Annotated in this window: 19 protein-coding genes; 14 read left to right on the top strand and 5 right to left on the bottom strand. The window is 73.0% G+C overall.

The features are described from left to right. Nucleotides 1–8: 8 nt before the first annotated feature. From OP86_RS01185 to OP86_RS01145, 9 genes are all read left to right on the top strand, one after another. Entirely contained in the window at nucleotides 9–1,601 is a 1,593-nt protein-coding gene (locus tag OP86_RS01185) for an outer membrane protein assembly factor BamB family protein (RefSeq protein WP_033330566.1), read from the top strand. Nucleotides 1,602–2,299: 698 nt separating this feature from the next. Continuing rightward, nucleotides 2,300–3,577: a PQQ-dependent sugar dehydrogenase gene (locus OP86_RS01180; protein WP_209440321.1), complete on the top strand. Its 1,278-nt coding sequence runs from the start codon at nucleotides 2,300–2,302 to the stop codon at nucleotides 3,575–3,577. Nucleotides 3,578–3,621: 44 nt separating this feature from the next. Next, on the top strand, nucleotides 3,622–4,785 hold the full coding sequence (locus tag OP86_RS01175) for an inositol-3-phosphate synthase (RefSeq protein WP_033330564.1): 1,164 nt from the start codon (nucleotides 3,622–3,624) through the stop codon (nucleotides 4,783–4,785). After that, nucleotides 4,782–5,642: an SCO3242 family prenyltransferase gene (locus OP86_RS01170; RefSeq protein ID WP_033330562.1), complete on the top strand. Its 861-nt coding sequence runs from the start codon at nucleotides 4,782–4,784 to the stop codon at nucleotides 5,640–5,642. Before OP86_RS01175 ends, OP86_RS01170 begins: the two co-directional genes overlap by 4 nt. Next, nucleotides 5,639–6,535 carry a sugar phosphate isomerase/epimerase family protein gene (locus tag OP86_RS01165; protein WP_078653537.1) on the top strand — a complete coding sequence of 299 codons (897 nt, stop codon included), beginning with the start codon at nucleotides 5,639–5,641 and terminating at the stop codon, nucleotides 6,533–6,535. The genes OP86_RS01170 and OP86_RS01165 overlap by 4 nt, the downstream gene beginning before the upstream one ends. After that, nucleotides 6,535–7,272 carry an EboA domain-containing protein gene (locus OP86_RS01160; protein WP_030057265.1) on the top strand — a complete coding sequence of 246 codons (738 nt, stop codon included), beginning with the start codon at nucleotides 6,535–6,537 and terminating at the stop codon, nucleotides 7,270–7,272. Before OP86_RS01165 ends, OP86_RS01160 begins: the two co-directional genes overlap by 1 nt. Further along, on the top strand, nucleotides 7,269–8,129 hold the full coding sequence (locus tag OP86_RS01155) for a TatD family hydrolase (RefSeq protein WP_030057264.1): 861 nt from the start codon (nucleotides 7,269–7,271) through the stop codon (nucleotides 8,127–8,129). Before OP86_RS01160 ends, OP86_RS01155 begins: the two co-directional genes overlap by 4 nt. Continuing rightward, nucleotides 8,126–9,292, top strand: a complete 1,167-nt coding sequence (gene eboE / locus OP86_RS01150) for a metabolite traffic protein EboE (protein WP_033330558.1) — start codon at nucleotides 8,126–8,128, stop codon at nucleotides 9,290–9,292. Before OP86_RS01155 ends, eboE begins: the two co-directional genes overlap by 4 nt. Further along, a complete protein-coding gene (locus OP86_RS01145; RefSeq protein ID WP_033330556.1) occupies nucleotides 9,289–10,677 on the top strand; it encodes an alkaline phosphatase family protein in 1,389 nt (462 codons plus the stop codon). Before eboE ends, OP86_RS01145 begins: the two co-directional genes overlap by 4 nt. A 21-nt stretch (nucleotides 10,678–10,698) precedes the next feature. Here OP86_RS01145 and OP86_RS01140 read toward each other — a convergent pair whose 3' ends face one another. Then, nucleotides 10,699–11,949, bottom strand: coding sequence for an RNA polymerase sigma factor (locus OP86_RS01140; protein WP_030060758.1), 1,251 nt, complete (start codon nucleotides 11,947–11,949; stop codon nucleotides 10,699–10,701). Nucleotides 11,950–11,953: 4 nt separating this feature from the next. Beyond that, nucleotides 11,954–12,316, bottom strand: a complete 363-nt coding sequence (locus OP86_RS01135) for a YciI family protein (RefSeq protein ID WP_030060757.1) — start codon at nucleotides 12,314–12,316, stop codon at nucleotides 11,954–11,956. A 210-nt stretch (nucleotides 12,317–12,526) separates the two neighbouring features. Here OP86_RS01135 and OP86_RS01130 point away from each other — a divergent pair, with 210 nt between their 5' ends. From OP86_RS01130 to OP86_RS01110, 5 genes are all read left to right on the top strand, one after another. Further along, nucleotides 12,527–14,113, top strand: coding sequence for an MFS transporter (locus tag OP86_RS01130; protein ID WP_051829526.1), 1,587 nt, complete (start codon nucleotides 12,527–12,529; stop codon nucleotides 14,111–14,113). 153 nt (nucleotides 14,114–14,266) lie between these two features. Then, nucleotides 14,267–14,911, top strand: coding sequence for a dihydrofolate reductase family protein (locus tag OP86_RS01125; RefSeq protein WP_030060755.1), 645 nt, complete (start codon nucleotides 14,267–14,269; stop codon nucleotides 14,909–14,911). Between the two features lie 226 nt (nucleotides 14,912–15,137). After that, nucleotides 15,138–16,328: an acyltransferase family protein gene (locus OP86_RS01120; RefSeq protein ID WP_030060754.1), complete on the top strand. Its 1,191-nt coding sequence runs from the start codon at nucleotides 15,138–15,140 to the stop codon at nucleotides 16,326–16,328. Between the two features lie 25 nt (nucleotides 16,329–16,353). Further along, nucleotides 16,354–17,568, top strand: a complete 1,215-nt coding sequence (locus OP86_RS01115; RefSeq protein ID WP_033330554.1) for a cytochrome P450 — start codon at nucleotides 16,354–16,356, stop codon at nucleotides 17,566–17,568. A gap of 11 nt (nucleotides 17,569–17,579) precedes the next feature. After that, the gene (locus OP86_RS01110) at nucleotides 17,580–17,777 is read left to right on the top strand and encodes a ferredoxin (RefSeq protein WP_030060752.1); all 198 of its coding nucleotides are present in this window, start codon (nucleotides 17,580–17,582) and stop codon (nucleotides 17,775–17,777) included. Nucleotides 17,778–17,847: 70 nt separating this feature from the next. Here the strand turns inward: OP86_RS01110 and OP86_RS01105 are convergent, their stop codons facing one another. The 3 genes from OP86_RS01105 to OP86_RS01095 form a co-directional block, all read right to left on the bottom strand. Then, nucleotides 17,848–19,380, bottom strand: coding sequence for an MFS transporter (locus OP86_RS01105; RefSeq protein WP_051829525.1), 1,533 nt, complete (start codon nucleotides 19,378–19,380; stop codon nucleotides 17,848–17,850). A 194-nt stretch (nucleotides 19,381–19,574) separates the two neighbouring features. Then, nucleotides 19,575–20,387, bottom strand: a complete 813-nt coding sequence (locus tag OP86_RS01100; protein ID WP_245231758.1) for an SDR family oxidoreductase — start codon at nucleotides 20,385–20,387, stop codon at nucleotides 19,575–19,577. An 82-nt stretch (nucleotides 20,388–20,469) separates the two neighbouring features. After that, complete coding sequence (locus OP86_RS01095) at nucleotides 20,470–20,838, bottom strand: YciI family protein (RefSeq protein WP_030060749.1); 369 nt, start codon at nucleotides 20,836–20,838, stop codon at nucleotides 20,470–20,472. Between the last annotated feature and the right edge of the window lie 47 nt (nucleotides 20,839–20,885).

Here is a 20,885-nt window from a genome sequence, read left to right as displayed (position 1 = left end):
GAGTTGACTTGTCCATCATCCTCAAGACCCGCGGGGTCGGGCGTCGCCGGCGCCGCACACCCGGCTGGGCCGGGTTCACGGCACTGGCCGCGCTCGTGCTGGCGATCGGGCCCGGCATGGCCGCCCCGGGCCCGGAGGCCGCGCCGGACCCGACGACCGTCGCGGAGAGCCACGGCCACGGGAACCGCGCACGGGACTGGCCCCTCTCCAACGGCGATCTGACCAACACCAGGAACGTCACCCGGACGGGGATCGACTCCCACAACGTCAAGGACCTGAAGGTGAAGTGGCGGCTGCCCCTGGAGGGCAAGCCGACCTTCGCCGGCATCATGGCCTCCAATCCGGTCGTGGTGGGCGACACGGTCTACCTGATCAACCTCGACTCGGACGTCACCGCGGTGGACAAGGAGACCGGGAAGGTCCGCTGGAAGCACACGTTCGACAGCCCCACGGTCGGGCCGAACGGCGTGGCGTACTCCCACGGCCTGCTGTTCGGGACGACGTTCACCGGCGTCTTCGCCCTCGACCCGGCGACCGGCCGGACGGTCTGGTCGCGCGAGCTGATCGCCGCCGGCCAGGGCGGCATCGACGTCGCGCCCCAGGTGTACGAGGACACCGTCGTGGTCAGCACCGTCCCGAACACCTTCGGCAAGTACGTGCCGGGCTCCATGGGCACCATCTGGGCGCTGGACACCGCCACCGGCAAGCCGCGCTGGAACTTCAACACGATCAAGGACGGCGACCTCTGGGGCCATCCCGAGATCAACAGCGGCGGCGGCACCTGGTACGCACCGGCCCTCGACTCGCACGGGCGGCTCTTCCTCACCATCGCCAACCCCGCCCCGCTCCCCGGCACTCCCGAGTACCCCAACGGCAGCAGCCGGCCGGGCCCCAACCTCTACACCAACTGCCTGCTGGCACTCGACAGCAGGACCGGCAAGCTGCTCTGGTACCAGCAGACCGCGCCGCACGACATCCGTGACTACGACCTCCAGGACCCGCCGATCGTCACCACCACCCCGATCAACGGGGTGCGCACGGAAGTCGTGCTCGCCGCGGGCAAGATGGGCAAGGTCTTCGCCTACCGGGCCGACGACGGCACCCCGCTGTGGACCCTGTCGGTCGGCACCCACCTGAACGACGAGGGCCCACTGCCGGACACCCCGACCACCGTCATGCCGGGCATCCTCGGCGGCATCGAGACCCCGATGGCGCTCGCCCGCGGCCGGCTGTTCGTGCCGTGGGTCGACACCCCCAGCAAGCTCGACTCCCGCGGCGGGCTCCAGCTGCCCGACTACAGCGTCGGCCGGGGCGGCCTCACCGCCGCCGACGTGTCGACCGGCAAGGTGCTCTGGAAGCGGGACCTGCCCCAAATGGCGCTCGGCGCCGCCACGGTGGCCAACGACGTGGTCTTCACCTCCAGCTTCGACGGCCAGGTGTTCGCGTTCGACACCGCCACCGGCAGGACGCTGTGGTGCGACAAGACACCCGCCGGGATCATCTCCTTCCCGGCCATCAGCGGCAACACGCTGTTCGTCGGTGCGGGCGCTCCCGGGCTCTCGGCCTCCTCGCAGTTCGAGCTGATCGCCTACTCGCTCTGACCCCCTCCCGCACACCGCCGCACTGACGCACTGACGCACTGATCTGAACCCCGACGGCCACCGGCCCGGCGTCCCACGCCGCGCCGGTGGCCGTCGTGCGTGTGCCCCGACCCCGAGCGCCGCCCTCCCGAACGCCGGCCTCCCGAACGCCGGCGCACCGGACGAGGGCGCACCGGAAGATCTCCGAAAATTTCCTCCCGCCCGATGTCGATCCGCGGCGCCCGGCTCCGTCTACCAAGTGCCGGGCCTGGACCCCGGCGGTCGAGGACCCCGTGCCTCGACACCGCGCGGCCGTCGGGGATGGAGTGGACGCCCTCCCCGGCGGCCGCCGTCCCCCGCCGCCCCCGGCAAAGGAGCCCAGCAGGGACCACCGAGAGTGACCGGAAGCCCTCAGCCAGGGCTCCGGACCGCCTGCGGACGGTGTCCGCGCGAGGCCCGTCACCGCTGCGCCGAAGCACCCGGGCCTTCTCTCGTCGTGCGGTGCACAGCAGGCCCGAGCGGCCCGATCCGGCATGCTTCCGATGGCCTCCGTATACGGTCCGACCTGTGCGTTCCCCGACCAAACCGGTGATCGTCCGGCCTGCTCCGCGGGCTCGGACGGTTCTTGACCATGCTTTCCGGACGCTGCTACACATCGACCCGTCGCCGACGCACGATGGCGGCTGATCTTCTGTGGGCACGACCGTGGAGGAGCCGTGGTGCAATCACCGACCGTAATGGCCGACGGACTGGACTTCCCGACCAGCCTCGCCTTCGACGACCAGGGCCAGGTTTACCTGGCCGAGTCCGGACTCCCCTTCGGGGGCGCCGCTCCGGGCGGCCGGGTCTGGCGGCTGGGCCCGGGAGCCGACACCTCGTCGCGCACCCTGCTCGCCGACGGCCTGGCCGCCCCGGTGACCGGACTGCTCTGGCACCAGGGCCACCTCTACGTCTCCGAGGGCGGGGCCGGCCGGATCACCCGGATCGGCCCGGACGGCGGGCGGACGGTCATCGTCGACGGCATGCCGGGGCCCGGCAACTACCACATCGACATGGCCGTGGCCGGCCGGGACGGCAAGCTGTACTTCGCCCAGGGGGCGATGTCCAACCTGGGGATCATCGGGCTGGACGCCTACGAACTCGGCTGGCTGGGGCGGCTTCCGCACTCGTACGACGTCCCCGGCCTCGACGTGGTGCTCACCGGCGTCAACGTCACCACCGACGACCCGCTGGCCGGCCGACCCGGCGCGCGGACCACCACCGGCGCCTTCGTCCCGTTCGGCACCCCGACCAGCCCCGGGCAGCGGATACCGGCCGGGCTGCCGTGCAGCGCGGCCGTGCTCCGCTGCGACCTCGACGGCGGCAACCTGGAGCTGGTGGCCTGGGGGATGCGCAACGCCTTCGGCCTGGGCTTCCTGCCGGACGGCAGGCTGCTGGCGGTCGACCAGGGCGCCGACGACCGCGGCAGCCGGCCGATCGGCAACGCCCCGGACCTGCTGTTCGAGGTCCGCGAGGGCGCCTGGTACGGCTGGCCGGACTTCGTCGGCGGCATCCCGGTGACGGACCCGGCGTTCAAGCCCACCCGTGGCCCGCAGCCGACCTTCCTGCTCGCCAACCACGACGAACTCCCCGCGCCCGAACGGCCGGTGCTCGACTTCGAGTCCCACGTCGCGGCCACCAAGTTCGCCGTGGCCCCGCCGCAGTCGCCATTGGCCGGGCAACTGGTGGTCACCCTGTTCGGGGACGAGGCGCCGATGACCCTGCCGCCGGGCGGTCCGCAGCTCGGCCGCGACCTGCTGCTGGTCGACCCGACCGACTGGTCCACCCGGGGCCTGCCCGCCGGCCCGCCGCTGCACCGGCCGATCGACGTCGGCTTCGTCCCGGGCGACGACACGCTGCTGATCCTGGACTTCGGCGAGTTCGAGATGACCGACCACGGCGTCGAGGCCCGGAAGGGCACCGGCCGGCTCTGGCGCTGGACCGGCTGGGACCGCTGACCCCCGGCTCCGTCATCTCCGTCCGAACCCAAGGGAGTTGCACCATGGCAGGCAGAAGCGGACTCTGGCTGATCGGCGGCAGGGGATCGGTGGCCACCACGGCCGTCTGCGGCCTCGCCGCCCTGCGGGCCGGGCTCGTCCCCGCGACCGGCAGCGTCAGCGAACGGCTCGACCTCGATCCGGCCGTCTTCCCCGGCTGGTCCGAGCTGGTCACCGGCGGGCACGACCTCGTCCCCACGCCGCTGGGCAAGCGGGCCGAGCAGCTCGCCGCCGCGGGTGTGCTTCCCGGCCGGCTCCCGTCGGCGGTCGCCGAGGAACTCGACGCCGCCGACCGGGAGATCCGCCGGGGCTACGACCCGGCGGACGCGCCGGCCACCCAGGCCGAGGCGGCCGGCCGACTCGCCGACGACATCGCGGAGTTCCGGCGCTCCAACGGCCTGGAGCGGGTCGTGGTGGTCAACGTGTCCTCCACCGAACCCCCGCTCCCCCCGGCCCCCGAACTCGCCGACCTCACCTCCCTCGAACACGCCCTCGGCCGGGCCGGACGGCAGGTGCTCGGCCCCTCCGCCCTCGCCGCGTACGCCGCGTTCTCGGCCGACTGCCCCTACGTCGACTTCACCCCGTCGCCCGGCCTGCGCATCCCGGCGGTCACCGAACTGGCGGACCGGCGCGGCCTGCCGTACGCGGGCTGCGACGGCAAGACCGGCGAGACCCTGCTGCGCAGCGTGCTGGCGCCGATGTTCCTCGCCCGCGGGCTGCGGGTGCGCTCCTGGTCGGGGACCAACCTGCTCGGCGGCGGGGACGGCGCCAACCTCGGCCAGGAGGGCCGCGCGCAGGGCAAGTTGGCGGCGAAGGCGCGCGGTCTGGCCGCGCTGCTCGGCGAGGAGGTCACCGCGCCGCTGCACATCGACCACGTGCCCGACCTCGGCGAACGCAAGGTCGCCTGGGACCACGTCTCCTTCGAGGGCTTCCTGGGCACCGCGATGAGCCTGCAACTGAGCTGGGACGGCTACGACTCGACACTGGCCGCGCCGCTGGTCCTCGACCTCGCCCGCCTGGTGGCCGGGGCGCACGCGGCCGGCCAGACCGGGCCGCTCGGCGCGCTGGCCTTCTTCTTCAAGGACCCGCTCGGCAGCCAGGAGCACCGACTCGCCCAGCAGGAGCAGGAACTGGTGTCCTGGGCGCGGCGGATCGCGGTGGCCCGATGAGCATCGCCGCGCGCACCTGGCTCGACCTGGTCCGGGCACCCGCCGCGCTCACCGTCCTCGGCGACACCGTCGCGGGCGCGGTCGCGGCGGGCCGTCCGCTGCGCGGCAGGCGCCTCGCCCTGCCGCTCGCCTCGGTCGCCCTCCACTGGTCGGGAATGGCGCTGAACGACTGGGCGGACCGGGCGGTCGACGCGCTGGAGCGTCCCGAACGCCCCATCCCGTCCGGCCGGATCGCGCCCCGGGCGGCGCTCGCGGCGGCCGCCGGCCTCGGCGTCACCGGGCTGGCCCTGGCCGGCCTCGCGGGCGGCACCGACGCGCTGCGGATCGCCGTCCCGCTCACCGCGGCGGTGTGGGCCTACGACACCGTGCTGAAGCCGACCCGGGCCGCGCCGCTGGGCATGGCGGCCTGCCGCGGCCTGGACGTCCTGCTCGGCGCCGGATCCGCGCACTGGCGGGCGGCCGGGGCCCCGGCCCTGGCCCTGGCCACCCACACCCTGGGGGTGACCGCGCTCTCCCGGGGCGAGGTCCACGGCGGCCGCCCCGCCGACCGCCGGATCGCCCTGGCCGCCACCGCCTCCACCGCACTGCTGGCCGGCACGGGCCGGGCCGCCTCGGTCCGGCACCGCTCGGCCGGGGCGCTCTGCGCGCTGGGGTACGCGGCCACCACCGGCGCCGCCCAACTCGCGGCCCCACGAGGCGCGGCGGCCGTACGGAGCGCGACGGTGGCCGGCATCCACGGCATGGTCCCGCTGCAGGCCGGGCTGGCCGCACGGCTGGGCTCGCTGCCGGCCGCGGCGCTGGTGCTGACCGCCCTGCCGCTCGCCCGCCGGCTGTCGGCCCGACGGAGCCCGACATGAGCGCCGTCGCCATCGGATACGGCACCAACGGGTTCGCCAACCACCGGCTGCCCGACGCGATCCGGGTCATCGCCGACCTGGGCTACACGTCGGTCGCCCTCACCCTCGACCACCACCACCTCGACCCCTTCGGCCCCGACCTGGCCCGGGAGACCGACCGGGTGGCGGCACTGCTGTCGTCGTCCGGTCTGCGCTGCGTCGTCGAGACCGGCGCGCGCTACCTGCTGGACCCGTACCGCAAGCACCACCCCACGCTGGTGTCCGGGGAGGCCGGGCCGAGGATCGACTTCCTGCTCCGCGCCCTGCGGATCACCGAGGCCCTCGGTGCCGACTGCCTGTCCTTCTGGTCCGGCGTGAGCGAGCCCGGGGTGGACGAACCGACCAACCGCGCGCGGCTGGTCGCGCACCTCGACCCGGTCCTGGCCGAGGCGCAGCGCCGCTCGGTCAGGCTCGGCCTGGAGCCCGAGCCCGGCATGGTCGTCCAGCACCTCGACCAGGCGCTCGACCTGCGCCGCGAGCTCGGCGAGCCCGACTGCCTCGGCATCACCCTCGACGTGGGGCACTGCGTCGCCGTGGAGCCGGTGGACGCCGCGGGGTGCGTCCGGCGCGCGGCCGGGCTGCTGGTCAACGTCCAACTGGACGACATGCTCCCGGGTGTCCACGAGCACCTGGAGTTCGGGCAGGGGGAGCTCGACCTCGCCGCCACGCTGGCCGCCCTCGACGGGATCGGCTACGCCGGCGTCGCGGCGGTCGAGCTGCCCCGGCACAGTCACGCCGCACCGCACACCGCACGCACGGCCCTGGCGGCGATCCGCCGGGCCATGCAGACCGTTTCCGTTCCGCCGCTGCACACGGGTGCACCGGCGTCGTCCACGATCGGAGACCTCCCGTGATGGCCTACAAAGAGGAACACCCCTGGCTCGAAACCAGCGTCTACGGCGGAAGCCGGCCGACGACGCTGCCGGAGCCGCAGCACGACTGGCTGGCCGACGCCGAGCGCCGGGTCCGCGAGTGGCCGGGCACCATCCACCAGGAGTTCCCGCTGGCCGGCCGGATGGTCGGCCGCGAGCCGGTCCGACCGGACACCGACCCGCAGGGGCTGGTGCACGGCACGGTCGACGACCGGGCCCGGGGCCGGCTGCTCACCGTACTGGCCGAGACCCTGCCCGGAGCCGTCCTGGCCTCCGAGGTCGAGAAGCTCTACCGGCACGGCGACGACGCCGAGCGGCGCGGGGTGCTGCGCGCCCTGCCGCTGCTGCCGGACAGCGTGCACCGGGTCGGCCTGGAGCTGGTCGCCGACGGCCTGCGCACCAACGATCCGCGGCTGGTCGCGGCGGCGATGGGCCCGTTCGCGGGCCGGCACCTGAGCCAGGACCAGTGGCGCCACGGCGTGCTGAAGTGCCTGTTCACCGGGGTGACGCTGGGAGCGGTGTCGGACCTGGTCGCCCGAACCGACTCCGAGCTGCTGCGGATGGCCCACGACCTGGCCGAGGAACGGCGGGCGGCCGACCGCGAGATCGACCCCGAACTGCGGACGCTGCTCGGCATGACCGTCCTGCTGTCCCTCGTCCCCCCGCTCCCGGAGGACTGCGGACCGGAGCACTGCGGACCGGAGGGCTCCCGGTCATGAGGATCTTCGACCCCCACATCCACATGACCGCCCGCACCACCGACGACTACCGGAACATGCACGAGGTCGGCGTCCGGGCCGTCGTCGAGCCGGCCTTCTGGCTCGGCCAGCCCCGCACCGGCCCCGGCTCCTTCACCGACTACTTCGACAGCCTGCTCGGCTGGGAGCGCTTCCGGGCCTCCCGGTTCGGGATCAACCACAACTGCACGATCGCCCTGAACCCCAAGGAGGCCAACGACCCGCGCTGCGTCGAGGTGCTGGACGTCCTGCCGCGCCACCTCGGCAAGGACGGCGTGGTCGCGGTCGGCGAGATCGGCTACGACTCGATGACCAGGGCCGAGGACGAGGCGTTCGCGCACCAGTTGGCGCTGGCCCTCGACCACGGCCTGCCGGCCCTGGTGCACACGCCGCACCGGGACAAGCAGGCCGGCACCCGCCGCTCCCTGGACGTCGTCCGCGAGTCCGGCATCGACCCGGGCGCCGTCGTGCTGGACCACCTCAACGAGGTCACCGTGGCGATGGTCGCCGACTCCGGCTGCTGGATGGGCTTCTCGATCTACCCGGAGACCAAGATGGACGAGCAGCGGATGGTCGCCGTCCTGAAGGAGTACGGCACCGCCCGGATCCTGGTCAACTCGGCCGCGGACTGGGGGAATTCGGACCCGCTCAAGCCCCACCTGGTCGGCCGGGCGATGCTCGCGGCCGGCTTCACCGAAGCGGACGTGGACACCGTCCTGTGGCGCAACCCGGTCGAGTTCTACGGCCGCAGCGGGCGGCTGATCCTCGACGAGCAGCTCCGGGCCGACACCGGCGCGGCCTCCTTCGAGGGCAACTCGGTACTGCGGGGCGGCTCATGAACCGGCTCGCGGACCGGCCCTCGGACCGGCTCTGCTACTCGACCAACGTCCATCCGGCCGAGGACCTGCCCGGCATCCTCCGCCAACTCGACACCTGCGCCGTCCCGGTCCGCGAGCGGACCGGGTTCGACCGGCTCGGGCTGGGCCTGTGGCTGGCCGCCGACGCCGCCGCCGAACTGGCCGCCGACCCGGCCCTGCTCCGGCGGCTGCGGGCCGAACTGGACGCCCGGGAGCTGGCGGTGCTCGCCCTGAACGCCTTCCCGTACGGGGGCTTCCACCGGCGGGTGGTCAAGCACGCGGTGTACCGGCCGGACTGGACCGAACCCGACCGGGCCCGCTACACCGCCGACTGCGCGACCGTACTGGCCGGGCTGCTGCCCGACGACGCCGACGGCGGCAGCATCTCCACCCTGCCGCTCGGCTGGCGCCGGCCGTGGTCCGCCGCCGCGGACCGGGCCGCCGAGGAGGCGCTGCGGCGGACCGCGGCCGTGCTGCGCACGGTGTCGGGCCGGGCGGGCCGGCCGATCCGGCTGGCCGTCGAGCCGGAGCCGGGCTGCGTCCTGGACAGCGTCTCGGACGCCGTGCGCTGGCTCGCCCCCCGCGCGGACCTCGAATTCGTCGGCCTCTGCCTCGACACCTGCCACCTGGCGGTCTCCTTCGCCGACCCGGAGCGGACGGTGGCCGAGGTGGAGCGGGCGGGCCTGCGGGTGGTCAGGATCCAGGCTTCGGCGGCCCTGCACCTGGACGACCCGGGCGCCCCGGAGGCGCGAAGGCTGCTCGCCCGCTACGCCGAGCCGCGCTACCTCCACCAGGTGCGGGAGCTGGACGGCTCCGGGCGGGTGCTCGCGGCCGACGACCTGCCGGAGGCCCTGGACCGGCTGCCCGGCCGGGGGCCCTGGCGGGTGCACTTCCACGTGCCCCTGCACGCCCGGCCGCCCGCGCCGCTGCGCGCCACCACCGACGTGCTCCGCCGGGCGGTGGCGGCGGTCGGGGAGCGCCCGGTGATCGAGGTCGAGACCTACACCTGGCCGGTGCTGCCCGGGGAGAGCACCGGCGCCCCGGCGGGCGCCCTGGCCGGGGTGCCGGCCGGTGTCCCGGCCGGGATAGCCGCCGAACTCGTCTGGGCAGAACGCGAGTTGGTCAGCGAAAGGGTGGACGGTTGAAACCCGTGGTCCTGCTGGACGTGGTCGGTCTGACCCCACGCCTGTTGCCCCACCTGCCGAACCTCGCCCGGCTGGCCGAGCGCGGCGGGTCCGCCCCGCTGCGCACGGTGCTGCCCGCCGTCACCTGCAGCGTGCAGTCCACCCTGCTCACCGGCCGGCTGCCGGCCGAGCACGGCATCGTCGGCAACGGCTGGTACTTCCGGGAGTTGGGCGAGATCCATCTCTGGCGCCAGCACAACCGGCTGGTCCGGGCCCCGAGCGTGTGGGAGACGGCGCGCTCCCGGCACGCCGGCTACCGGGTCGCCAACGTCTGCTGGTGGTACGCGATGGGCGCCGGCACCGACCTGCTGGTCACCCCGCGCCCGGTCTACCACGCCGACGGCCGCAAATCACCCGACTGCTACACCCGGCCGCCGGCGCTGCGCGACGAACTCACCGACGCGCTCGGGCCGTTCCCGCTCTTCCAGTACTGGGGCCCGACCGCCGGGATCGCCTCCAGCCGCTGGATCGTCTCGGCGGCCCGCCGGATCCTGCGCACCGAGCGGCCCGATCTGCTGCTGGTCTACGTCCCGCACCTGGACTACGACCTCCAGCGCTTCGGCCCGGACTCCCCACAGGCCCTGGCCGCGGCCCGTGCGGTGGACGCCGAACTGGCCCCGCTGCTGGAGCAGGCCGAACGGGCCGGCGCCACCGTGATCGCGCTCAGCGAGTACGGCATCACCCCGGTGCGCCACCCGGTGGACATCAACCGCGAGCTGCGCCGGGAGGGCCTGCTGGAGGTGTACACGCAGGCCGGCATGGAGTACCTGGACCCGTGGACCTCGCGGGCCTTCGCCGTCGCCGACCACCAGATCGCGCACGTCTACGTCCCCGACGAGTCCGATCTGCCCAAGGTGCGAGACCAGTTGCTCCGGCTGCCGGGCGTGGCCGAGGTGCTGGACCGCGCCGACCAGGCCCGCCAGGGGCTCGACCACCCCCGCTCCGGCGAGCTGGTGGCGGTGGCGGCCCCCGACTCCTGGTTCACCTACTACTACTGGCTGGACGACGCCCGGGCCCCCGACTTCGCGCGGTCCGTCGAGATCCACCGCAAGCCCGGCTACGACCCGGCCGAGCTGTTCTTCGACCCGGCGGACCGGCTGGCCAAGGCCAGGGCCGCGCTCGGCCTGGCCCGCAAGAAGCTGGGCCTGCGCTACGCCATGGACGTGGTGCCGCTGGACCCTTCCTGGGTCCGCGGTTCGCACGGCCGGCTACCGGACTCGCCCGCCGACGGCCCGGTGCTGATCTGCTCCGACCCGTCCTGGAGCGCCGCCCTCGACGCGACCGGCGCGATCAACGCCACCGATGTCGCCGAACTCCTGCTGAAACTCCAGGGCTTGGCGAACTGACCAAACAGAACTGACGGCCAGTCAGCGATCGCCCAGCCCGTCGGCCCTGCTCTCCAGGTACCGGCGCTCGGGAATGCTGCCGGTGCGCTTGGCGGCCTCCCGGAAGCTCTTCCGGGCCGCCTCCAGGTCCCCGCTCATCTCCAGCAGGTGGGCGCGGACCGCGGACAGCCGGTGGTGGCCCGCGAGCCGGCCGTCGGCCTCCAGGGTCGCGAGCAGTTCGAGCCCGGCCTCCGGGCCCTGGACCATCGCGGCGGCGACCGCGTAGTTGAGCGTCACCATCGGGCCGGGGGACATCCGCTCCAGCACTTCGTACAGCGCCATGATCTGCGGCCAGTCGGTGTCGTCGGCGTGCGCGGCCTCGCCGTGCACGGCCGCGATGGCCGCCTGCACCTGGTACGGCCCGGTCACCATCCGCGGGAGGGTCTCGGCGATCAGCGCCAGGCCCTCCTTGAGCGCGGCCTGGTCCCAGCGGGAGCGGTCCTGCTCGGCGAGCGGGACGAGGCTGCCGTCGGGCCGGGTGCGGGCCGGCCGGCGGGCGTCGGTGAGCAGCATCAACGCCAGCAGGCCGGCGACCTCGCCCTCCCCGGGCAGCAGCCGGTGCAGCTCGCGGTTGAGCCGGATCGCCTCGCAGGCGAGTTCGGGCTGTTGGAGGTCGGGGCCGCTGGTGGTGGTGTAGCCCTCGTTGAAGATCAGGTAGAGCACCTGGAGCACGACCGCCAGTCGTTCCGTGCGCTCGCTCTCGGGCGGCATCCGGAACGGCAGCCCGGTGCTCTTGATCCGCTGCTTGGCCCGGCTGATCCGCTGGGCCATGGTCGATTCGGGGACCAGGAAGGCGTGCGCGATCTGCGCGGTGGTCAGGCCGCCGACGGCCCGCAGGGTGAGCGCGACCTGCGAGCCCGGGGTGAGCGAGGGGTGGCAGCACAGGAAGAGCAGGGTGAGCATGTCGTCCTGCTCGGCCGCCTTGGGTTCCTCGCCCGGGCCGGGTGTCACCGTCTCGTCGGTCGGGGTGAGCGCGGCGGCGGTGGCCTCCCGGCGCTGGCGGGCCTGCTCGCTGCGCAGCCCGTCGATCACCCGGCGGGCGGCCACGGTGATCAGCCACGCCCGGGGGTTGCCGGGGACGCCCTGTTCGGGCCACTGGACGGCGGCCGCCAGCATGGCGTCCTGGACGGCGTCCTCGCAGGCGTCGAAGTGCCCGTAGCGGCGGACGACCGCGCCGAGGACCTGCGGTGCCAGCGATCGGAGCAGGTCCTCGACCCGGGCGTCAGGGTTCATCTGCTCAACTCTCCGTATCGGCTTCGAAGACGACCTGGCGGACCTCGATGCCGGTGTACCGGGCGTCGGGGATCTGGCCGGCCAGTTCGACGGCGCGTTCCTTGGAGGCGCAGTCGACCAGGTAGTAGCCGGCGATGAATTCCTTGGCGTCCAGGTACGGGCCGTCGGTGACAGCGGGCCGGCCGTCGCGGACCTTGACCGTGGCGCTGCCGGACGGATCGGCGAGCGCCTGGGTCATCACCATCTCACCGGAGTCGAGGATGTTCTGCTGGAACGTGGCGTGTCCGGAGAAGACGGCGTTGCGCTCTCTCTCGGACAGGCCGTCCCAGACTACCGGGTCCATGTGGATCAGCAGCATGTACTTCATCTCATCATTCCTTGATCCCTCGCGCGGCCGACAGGTGTTCTCTACCTGAGACGTCGCCGCGGGCGGCCCGCCCTCGACATCCAAGCCGAGATCGCGCCGCCCCGTCCGGGTTTCCGCCGCAGACGTCGAGACCGTGTCGCCTGGTCCGACGTACCGGTGTGACGGCGCCCGCGGACACCGGGTGCCCCGGAAATCCGGAAGGACCCCGTGATGAGCGACACCACACCCCCCGGCACGCCCGCGACCCGGGCCGGACGGCGGGAGTGGATCGGGCTGGCCGTCCTCGCCCTGCCCGCCCTGCTGGTCTCGATCGACGTCTTCGTCATGCTGCTGGCGCTGCCCAGCCTGGCGCAGGACCTCCGGGCCGGCGGCGTGCAGCAGCTGTGGATCACCGACATCTACCCGTTCATGCTCGCCGGCCTGCTCGTCACCATGGGGTCGGTCGGCGACCGCATCGGCCGGCGCCGGCTGCTGATGATCGGCGCCGGCGCGTTCGGCCTCGCCTCCGTCGCCGCCGCGTACGCCGTCGACCCGGTCATGCTGATCGCCGCACGCGCCCTGCTCGGCATCGCCGGCGCCACCCTCGCGCCGGGCACGCTCTCGCTGATCACCACCATGTTCCGGGACCCGAGACAGCGCGGCGCCGCCTTCGGCATCTGGAGCGCGTGCTTCTCGGGCGGCGCCGTCGTCGGCCCGATCGTCGGCGGCACCATGCTCGCCCACTTCTGGTGGGGCTCGGCGTTCCTGCTCGGCGTGCCCGCGATGGTGCTGCTGCTCGTGCTCGGCCCCGTCCTGCTGCCCGAGTTCCGCAACCCCGACGCCGGACGCCTGGACCTGATCAGCGTGCTGGAGTCGCTGGCCGCCGTCCTCCCCGCCATCTGGGGGCTGAAGGAGATCGCCCAGGACGGCTGGCATCCGACGCCGATCGCGGGCGTGCTGCTCGGCATCGGCTTCGGCATCCTCTTCGTCCACCGGCAGCGCCAACTGTCGGCCCCGCTCCTCGACCTGAGCCTGTTCGGCCACCGCGCCTTCACGGCGGCGCTGGTCAGCCTGTTCCTCGGCACCATGCTCACCGGCGCGGTGATGTTCTTCGTCACCCAGGCCCTGCAACTGCTGTACGGCCTCGACCCGTTCCACGCGGGCCTGTGGATGCTGCCGGCGATCGCCTCCAACACCGTCAGCTTCGCCCTGTCCCCCAGACTCGGCCAGCGCTACCGCCCGGCCTACCTCATCGGCGGCGGGCTGGTCCTCTGCACGCTCGGCATGGCGGTGATCACCAGGGCGGAGCCCGGATCGAGCCCGGCCGTGCTGATCGCCGGCTTCGCCGTGGTCTTCCTCGGCTCCGGCCCGATGGTCACCCTCGGCATGGGCCTGGTGATGGGCTCCGCGCCGCAGGAGAAGGCCGGCTCCGCGGCCGCCCTCAACGAGACCAGCGGCCAACTCGGCTTCGCCCTCGGCATCGCCGCCCTCGGCAGCGTCGGCGCCGCCGTCTACCGCGGCGCGCTCCGCCTCCCCGACGGCCTGCCCGCGGACGCCGCCCGGGCGGCGAAGGACTCCCTCTCCGGCGCGAGGGAGGCCGCCGGATCGCTGTCCGGCCCGGCCGCCGACGCGCTCCTCACCCCCGCCCGGGCGGCCTTCGCCGGCGAGCTCCACACCGTGGTCACGATCGCCGGCGTCCTGCTGGTCGCCACCGCCGTGCTGGTCACCGCCCTGCTCCGGCACGTGCCGCCCACCGGCCGGCCGCCGGCCGGCCCCGCCCCGGAGCACAGCGAGGGCTCCCTCCCCGCGACCGGCTGACCACGGCTGGCCCGGGCGTGCGGCGCTCACCCGTACGGACCACCACGCCGTGCCCCGCCTGCGCGACGGTCGTTGGCAGGGCGGGCGCCCGACCGTACGGATGACCACCGCACGGCTGGCCTGACGCGCCCCACGAGGAGAGGTGTGGACGGCATGTCGCAGCTGGTATCGGTGCAGTGCTTCAACGTGTCACGGGACGGGTTCGGCGCCGGTGAGGGGCAGTCGCTGGAACGGCCCTTCGGCCATGCGGATCCGTCCCCCCTCTTCTCCTGGGCCGGCGCCACGGCGAGTTGGGTGAACCGCACCGACCCCGGCGGCACCCGCGGCCTGGACGACTACCTGACCCGCGACCACGCCCGCCCGCCCGGCGCGGTGATCATGGGACGCAACAAGTTCGGCCCCCAGCGCGGGCCCTGGGAGAACCACGAGTGGAAGGGCTGGTGGGGGGCCAACCCGCCGTTCCACGCGCCGGTGTTCGTGCTCACCCACTACGAGCGCCCCTCCTTCACCCTGGCCGACACCACCTTCCACTTCATCGACGCGAAGCCCGCCGAGGCCCTGGAGCAGGCGAAGCAGGCCGCCGGGGAGCGGAACGTGCGCATCAGCGGCGGGGTCACCACCGTCCGCGAGTTCCTGGACGCCGACCTGATCGACACCCTGCACATCGCCGTCGCGCCCGTCGACATCGGCCGGGGGGAGCGTCTCTGGCGGAGCCACACCGAGCTGCTCGACCGCTTCCACCTCGACACGGTGCCCAGCCCGAGCGGCGTCACCCACCTGCTGTTCTGGAGGCGGTGACCAGCGACCCGTACGACGACCGACGGCTGTGGCCGGGGCTCCCGCCCCGGCCACAGCCGTCGGTCGTTCAAACCCCCGTCGGGCAGCACGTTGGAAGAAAAGACGATGTCGAATCCCTCCGTCCGGCTCCGACTTACTGGCGAGTGGCGCCGCGCCGCGCGCCGCCCAGCGAAAGATCGGAAGGTACCGCCCGAACGTTCCCCGCCCCGGGAGAAAGAGGTTGCACATGAACGCACCGTCACCCACCCGTGCGGCAACACTGCCGTCACTGGAGGGACTCCGCGCCATCGCCGTCGTCTTCGTCTTCGCCAGCCACGCGCTCGTCCTCGGCGCGTTCAAGGACCCGGACGCCCTCTCCGTCTTCAACACCCTGACCGGAAACGGCCGGATCGGATTCCTCGCCGTCTCCTTCTTCTTCGTCCTCAGCGGATTCGTGCTCACCTGGTCGGCCAAGCCGGGCCAGACGGCGACCGGCTTCTGGCGGCGCAGGGTGATGCGCATCGGCCCCTCCCACGTCCTGATCGCGGCCGTCGCGCTGACCCAGTTCGCCGCCGCGGGCGAGACGATCCGGTGGGGGCCGGCGATCGCCAACCTCTTCCTGGTGCAGAACTGGTGGCCCTCCCAGGACCTGATCATGTACCAGTTCAACGGCGCGACCTGGACGCTCGCGGTGGAGATGCTCTGCTACGCGATGTTCCCGCTGCTGGTCCGCCTGATCAGGCGCCTCGACAACCGGGCGCTGTGGTCCTGGATCATCGGCCTCGGCGCGACCGCCATCCTGCTCCCGGCGATCAGCTACCCGCTGCTGTCGGGCTTCCCGCCGAGCCACTTCTACCCGCTGGGCTCCTGGCCCCAGCTGTGGGCGCTGTACTTCTTCCCGCCCGTCCGCTGCATCGACTTCGTGATCGGCATGTTCCTCGCCCGGATCGTCGCCTCCGGCCGGTGGCCGAAGATCCGCATCCTGCCGGCCGTCCTGCTCAACCTCGCCGCCTTCCTGCTGCTGTACCACCTGCCCATCCCCTTCGGGATCGCGGCGTTCTACCCCGTCCCGGCCGCGCTGCTGATCGGCGCGCTGGCCGCCAGGGACCTCTCCGGCAAGCGCACGGTCCTCAGCACCCGCCCCATGGTGTGGCTCGGGGAGCTGTCCTTCGCCTTCTACATCATCCACATCACCGTGATGTTCGCGGTGCACGCGGCCTTCGCGGGTGAACTCGTGGGCTACGCGCACTCGTACACCCCGACCGCGTTCAGCACGCCCGTCGCCGTCCTGTTCGTCATCGGCCTCTACGTCCTGATCGTCGCGCTCGCCTGGGTGCTGCACAGGACCGTCGAACTGCCGGCCATGCGCCGTTGGAGCCGCCCGGCAGCCCGACCCGCCGCCAACCGCCCGAAACCGGAGCCCCAGCCGCAGACCTGACCGCCCGCGAGCATCGGAGACCGCCATGGCCGACCCGTCCGAGATGACCGAGCACCCCGAGCCCCTGTCCTACCCGATCCGCCGGACCTGCCCGTACGCGCTGCCGGACGGCTACCGCGAACTCCTCGACCGTCCGACCCCGAGCAGGATCAAGCTGCCCAGCGGCAAGCTCGCCTGGGCCACGACCCGCTACGAGGACGTCAAGGCGATGCTGGGCGACAACCGCTTCAGCTCCGACCTGCGCCGCCCGGGGTACCCGCTGATGATGGACCACCAGGTCCCCCCGCCCGAGTTCTCCACCTCACTGGTCGGGATGGACCCGCCCGACCACACGCTGGCCCGACGCGCGGTGGCCGGAGACTTCACCCCGCGCAGCATCAACCGGCTGCGGCCCCGGATCCAGGAGATCACCGACGAGTACGTCGACCGGCTCCTGGCCGGGCCCCGCCCCGCCGACCTCATCGACGCCTTCGCCAACCCGGTGCCGCTGCTGGTGATCTGCGAACTCCTCGGCGTCCCCTTCGCCGACCGCGAGTTCTTCCTGCGGACCTCCTACATCCTGATGAACGCCGGCACCCCCGAGGCCGGCGCTCACGCCACCGCCGAACTCATGGGCTACATGGACGAGTTGGTGACCAGCAAGGAACGGGTGCCGACCGACGACCTGCTCGGCCGGCTGGCGGCGCGGCGCGGTGAGCCGGGCGTCCCCGACCACCGCGACCTCGTCGGCATGGCGTTCATGCTGCTCATGGCGGGCCACGAGACCATCGCGAACGTCGTCGGCCTGAGCGCCATGCTGCTCCTCGAACGCCCGGAGCTGCGCCGCTCGCTGACCGCCGACCCGTCGCGCTGGCCGGCCGCGGTCGACGAGCTGCTGCGCTACTTCACCATCGCGGAGATCGCCAACTCCCGGGTGGCCCTGGAGGACGTCGAGATCGGCGGGGTCACGATCGCGGCCGGCGAGGGCGTGCTCGGCCTGACGGTGGCGGCCAACCGGGACCCGAAGCGGTTCCCGGACCCGGACGCCTTCGACATCGAGCGCGTCGACCGCAGCCTGGCCTTCGGGTTCGGCGCGCACCAGTGCCTGGGCCAGCACCTGGCCCGGACCGAACTGGAGGTCACGCTGGCGACGCTGTTCGCCCGCGTCCCCGAACTGCGCCTGGCCGAGCCCGTCGACGCGCTGCGCTTCAAGGAGTACCACGTCAACTACGGCCTGCACACGCTGCCGGTCACCTGGTGAAGGGGGAACCCATGCGGATCCGTACCGATCCGGAGCGCTGCATCGGCGCGGGCCGGTGCTTCCTCGCCGCGCCCGAGCTGTTCGACCAGAACGACCACGACGGGACGGTCGTGGTGCTGGTCGACCAGGTCACCGGCGACGCGCTGGAAGGCGCGCGAGCGGCGGTCGACGACTGCCCGACGCGCACGCTGTCCCTGACCGAGGGCTAGCGACAACGAAGAAGCCGGCGCCGGGCCCGAGGGCCCCGCGCCGGCTCCGTCGTTCTCCGGTCCCGTCAGGTCAGTCGCTGCTGCCGCTGCCGGCGCTGCTGCGGGCGGCCCGCTGGAAGTAGATCCCCGCCAGGACGGCCAGCAGGGCGAAGACCCCGGTGGAGACGGCGGCGACGGTGTTCAGCCCGCTGACGAACGCCGCGTGCGCCGTCTTCAGCAGCGCCGCGGAGGCGTCGGCCCCGAGCTGCGCCGCCTCGGCGGCCGCCCCGGCGACGGTCTCCTGCGCCTGGTCGGACCCGACCCCGCTCATGTCGCTGCTGTAGACCGCGGAGCCGATCGTGCCGAGGACGGCCAGACCGAGCGCACCGCCCAGGTAGTTCGCGGTCTCCGCCATCGACGCGGCGGACCCCGCGCGCTCCGGCGGCACCGAGCCCACCACCAGGCCGATGCCGAGCGCGAACATCGGGCCGGCGCCCAGGCCGATGACCGCGGTGCCGAGCACGATCGGCCAGGCGCCGTGCTCACCGTTCACGAGGATCAGCACCGCCGCACCGACCGCGGAGAGGAGCATGCCGCCGGTGATCGCGGTCCGCGGCGTGATCGACCGCATCAGGGCCGGCGTGGACATCGTCCCCACCGCCATGCACAGGCCCATCGGGACGAACCACAGGGCCGAGGCCAGCGGGGAGAAGCCGAGCACCGTCTGCAGCAGCTGGGTGACGTTCAGGGCGGTGCCCGCCAGGACCATCCCGGCCAGCGCCAGGGCGGTCAGCATGATCGTGAAGGAGCTGTTCGCGAAGAGCCGCAGGTCCAGCAGCGGGTCATCGCCCTTGAGCTGCCGGCGCACGAACGCGGTGCCGAAGACCAGGCCCACGGCCAGCGCCACCAGACCGGGCACCGGGCTTCCGTTGCCCAGCGAGAGCACCTTGATCGCGTACACGACCGGCAGGATCCCCAGGAGGGAGAGCACCACGCTGACGAAGTCCAGGCGCTTCGCCTGCTCGGGGCGGAACTCCGGGAGCAGGATGGGCCCGGCGATCAGGACCACCGCCGCGACCGGGACGGCCAGCAGGAACACCGCGCCCCACCAGAACGGCACCAGCAGCACGCCGCCGAGCACGGGGCCGAGCGCGGCGCCCGTGAAGGTGCAGGTGGCCCAGATCGAGATGGCCTTCCCGCGCTGCTTGTCGTCGCGGAAGATGTTGGTGATCAGGGCGAGGGTGGAGGGCATCAGCGTCGCACCCGCCATGCCCTGCACGCCGCGCGCCACGATCAGCATGATCGGGCTGGTCGCCCAGGCGCAGGCCAGCGAGGCGAGCGCGAACACCGCCATGCCCGCCATGAGGAGCTTGCGGCGCCCGATCCGGTCACCGATCGAGCCCATGGTGATCACCAGGCCGGCGACCATGAAGCCGTAGGCGTCGGTGACCCACAGCTGCTGGACGCTGCTGGCGCCGAGGTCGGCGGTGAGCCTGGGCAGCGCCAGGAAGAGGACGTTCGAGTCGAGCGCGACCAGCAACGTCGGCAGTGCGAGGATCGCGAGTGCCAGCCAGGGCCGTGCGCTCGTGCGTGGGAGGTCTGTCTCCGCTGTAGTGACGGACATGGCCTTGTCGCTTCCCTTCGCTCATGTCGTAATGCCGTTCACTACGTTGTCGAGACAGCCGGCCGATTCTTGCGCCGGTTCCGGGAACTTTCTCGGGAATCTTTTTTCCCGGGGGTGCCCGGACGCGAGAAACACCGGCCGCCGACGGTGTCGGCAGCCGGTGTTCAGTAGCGGTCAGTGGTGATCAGTGGTGATCAGTGGTGGTACTCGCCGCAGTTGACGTCGAGACAGTGGCCCGTGACGGCGCGCGCCAGGTCCGAGGCGAGGAAGATCACCACGTCGGCGGTCTCCTCCGGGGTCTGCAGCCGGCGCAGGTCCATGTCGGCGGCCACCTCCCGGTAGCCCTCCTCCAGCGACATGCCGCGCATGGCGGCGAGCCCGCCGATGAAGTCCTTCACCTTCTCCGTCCACATCGGCCCCGGCGCCACGGTGTTGACCCGGATGCCCTCCGGGCCCAGCTCGGTGGCGAGGACCTGGGCCGCCGCGAGCAGCCCCGCCTTGGCGATCTTGTAGGCGCCGCAGGCGCGCTTGGAGTGCCGCAGGACCGACGAGTTGACCATGACGATCGAGCCGCGGCTGTCCCGCAGCGCCGGGGTGAACAGCTTCGACAGCCGCAGCGCCGCGTAGACGCCCACCTCCATGCTGCGGCGGATGTCCTCCGTCTCGGTGTCGTTGAGCTCCGTGTGCGGCGGCTCCACCAGCGCGTTGTTGATCAGGGCGTCGACCCGGCCGAACCGGTCGAGCGCGGCGGCGACGAGCGCCTCGGCCGCGGCCTGGTCGGTGATGTCGGTGGGCACCGCCAGGGCACGGCGCCCGGTCTCCTCGACGGCCTTGGCCACCTCGTCGAGGTAGGACGAGGTACGTGCCGCGAGCACGACGTCGGCCCCGGCCTCGGCGCACCGCACGGCGAGCGTCCGACCGAGCCCGGCACCCACGCCCGACACGACGACGACCTTGTCGCGGAGCAGCTCCGGAACCTTGATGTGTTCGTCCATGTGCTCGTCCATGTGCTCGTCCTCTCGATGCAGACCGTACGGAGTGCCGAAGAAGAGGGGAGCCCGGGGGCCCCGAGGCCCCCGGGCAACCGGGTCAGGCGGACGCGCCCTCGCTGTAGACGATCGGCCGGACCTCGATGCCCAGGCCCTCGACCGCCGCGTCCGGGATCATCGCGGCGACGGCGTGGGCACGCGCCAGGTCCGCGACCTCGATGATGTAAGCGCCGCCCACGTACTCCTTGGCCTCGGCGTACGGGCCGTCGGTCACCGCGGGCACACCGCCGCGAACGCGCACCACGGCGCTCTGGTCGGGGCCGGCCAGCGCCAGGGTCCCGACGAACTCGCCGGTCTCCTTGATCTTCTCCATGAACCCGCCGTGTCCCTGGAAGACGGCGTTGCGCTCCTCCTCCGACAGGGCGTCCAGGACCTCGGCGTTCGGGTACATCATGATCAGGTACTTCATGGTTCCGCTCCTAGCGACGTGAGGCGCCTGCTGCGCCCCCTCCACTT

The sequence above is a fragment of the Streptomyces novaecaesareae genome (assembly GCF_000716875.1).
GTDB lineage: Bacteria > Actinomycetota > Actinomycetes > Streptomycetales > Streptomycetaceae > Kitasatospora > Kitasatospora novaecaesareae.
This window is presented reverse-complemented; position numbering and strand designations above follow the sequence as displayed.

Coding starts and splice junctions, on each gene's coding strand:
- OP86_RS01105 (WP_051829525.1), bottom strand. CDS start 19,380: ATGTCCGTCACTACAGCGGAGACAGACCTCCCACGCACGAGCGCACGG.
- OP86_RS01095 (WP_030060749.1), bottom strand. CDS start 20,838: ATGAAGTACCTGATCATGATGTACCCGAACGCCGAGGTCCTGGACGCC.
- OP86_RS01100 (WP_245231758.1), bottom strand. CDS start 20,387: ATGGACGAGCACATGGACGAACACATCAAGGTTCCGGAGCTGCTCCGC.
- OP86_RS01130 (WP_051829526.1), top strand. CDS start 12,527: ATGAGCGACACCACACCCCCCGGCACGCCCGCGACCCGGGCCGGACGG.
- OP86_RS01165 (WP_078653537.1), top strand. CDS start 5,639: ATGAGCGCCGTCGCCATCGGATACGGCACCAACGGGTTCGCCAACCAC.
- OP86_RS01155 (WP_030057264.1), top strand. CDS start 7,269: ATGAGGATCTTCGACCCCCACATCCACATGACCGCCCGCACCACCGAC.
- OP86_RS01115 (WP_033330554.1), top strand. CDS start 16,354: ATGGCCGACCCGTCCGAGATGACCGAGCACCCCGAGCCCCTGTCCTAC.
- OP86_RS01125 (WP_030060755.1), top strand. CDS start 14,267: ATGTCGCAGCTGGTATCGGTGCAGTGCTTCAACGTGTCACGGGACGGG.
- OP86_RS01120 (WP_030060754.1), top strand. CDS start 15,138: ATGAACGCACCGTCACCCACCCGTGCGGCAACACTGCCGTCACTGGAG.
- OP86_RS01160 (WP_030057265.1), top strand. CDS start 6,535: ATGGCCTACAAAGAGGAACACCCCTGGCTCGAAACCAGCGTCTACGGC.
- OP86_RS01140 (WP_030060758.1), bottom strand. CDS start 11,949: ATGAACCCTGACGCCCGGGTCGAGGACCTGCTCCGATCGCTGGCACCG.
- eboE (WP_033330558.1), top strand. CDS start 8,126: ATGAACCGGCTCGCGGACCGGCCCTCGGACCGGCTCTGCTACTCGACC.
- OP86_RS01135 (WP_030060757.1), bottom strand. CDS start 12,316: ATGAAGTACATGCTGCTGATCCACATGGACCCGGTAGTCTGGGACGGC.
- OP86_RS01110 (WP_030060752.1), top strand. CDS start 17,580: ATGCGGATCCGTACCGATCCGGAGCGCTGCATCGGCGCGGGCCGGTGC.
- OP86_RS01170 (WP_033330562.1), top strand. CDS start 4,782: ATGAGCATCGCCGCGCGCACCTGGCTCGACCTGGTCCGGGCACCCGCC.
- OP86_RS01175 (WP_033330564.1), top strand. CDS start 3,622: ATGGCAGGCAGAAGCGGACTCTGGCTGATCGGCGGCAGGGGATCGGTG.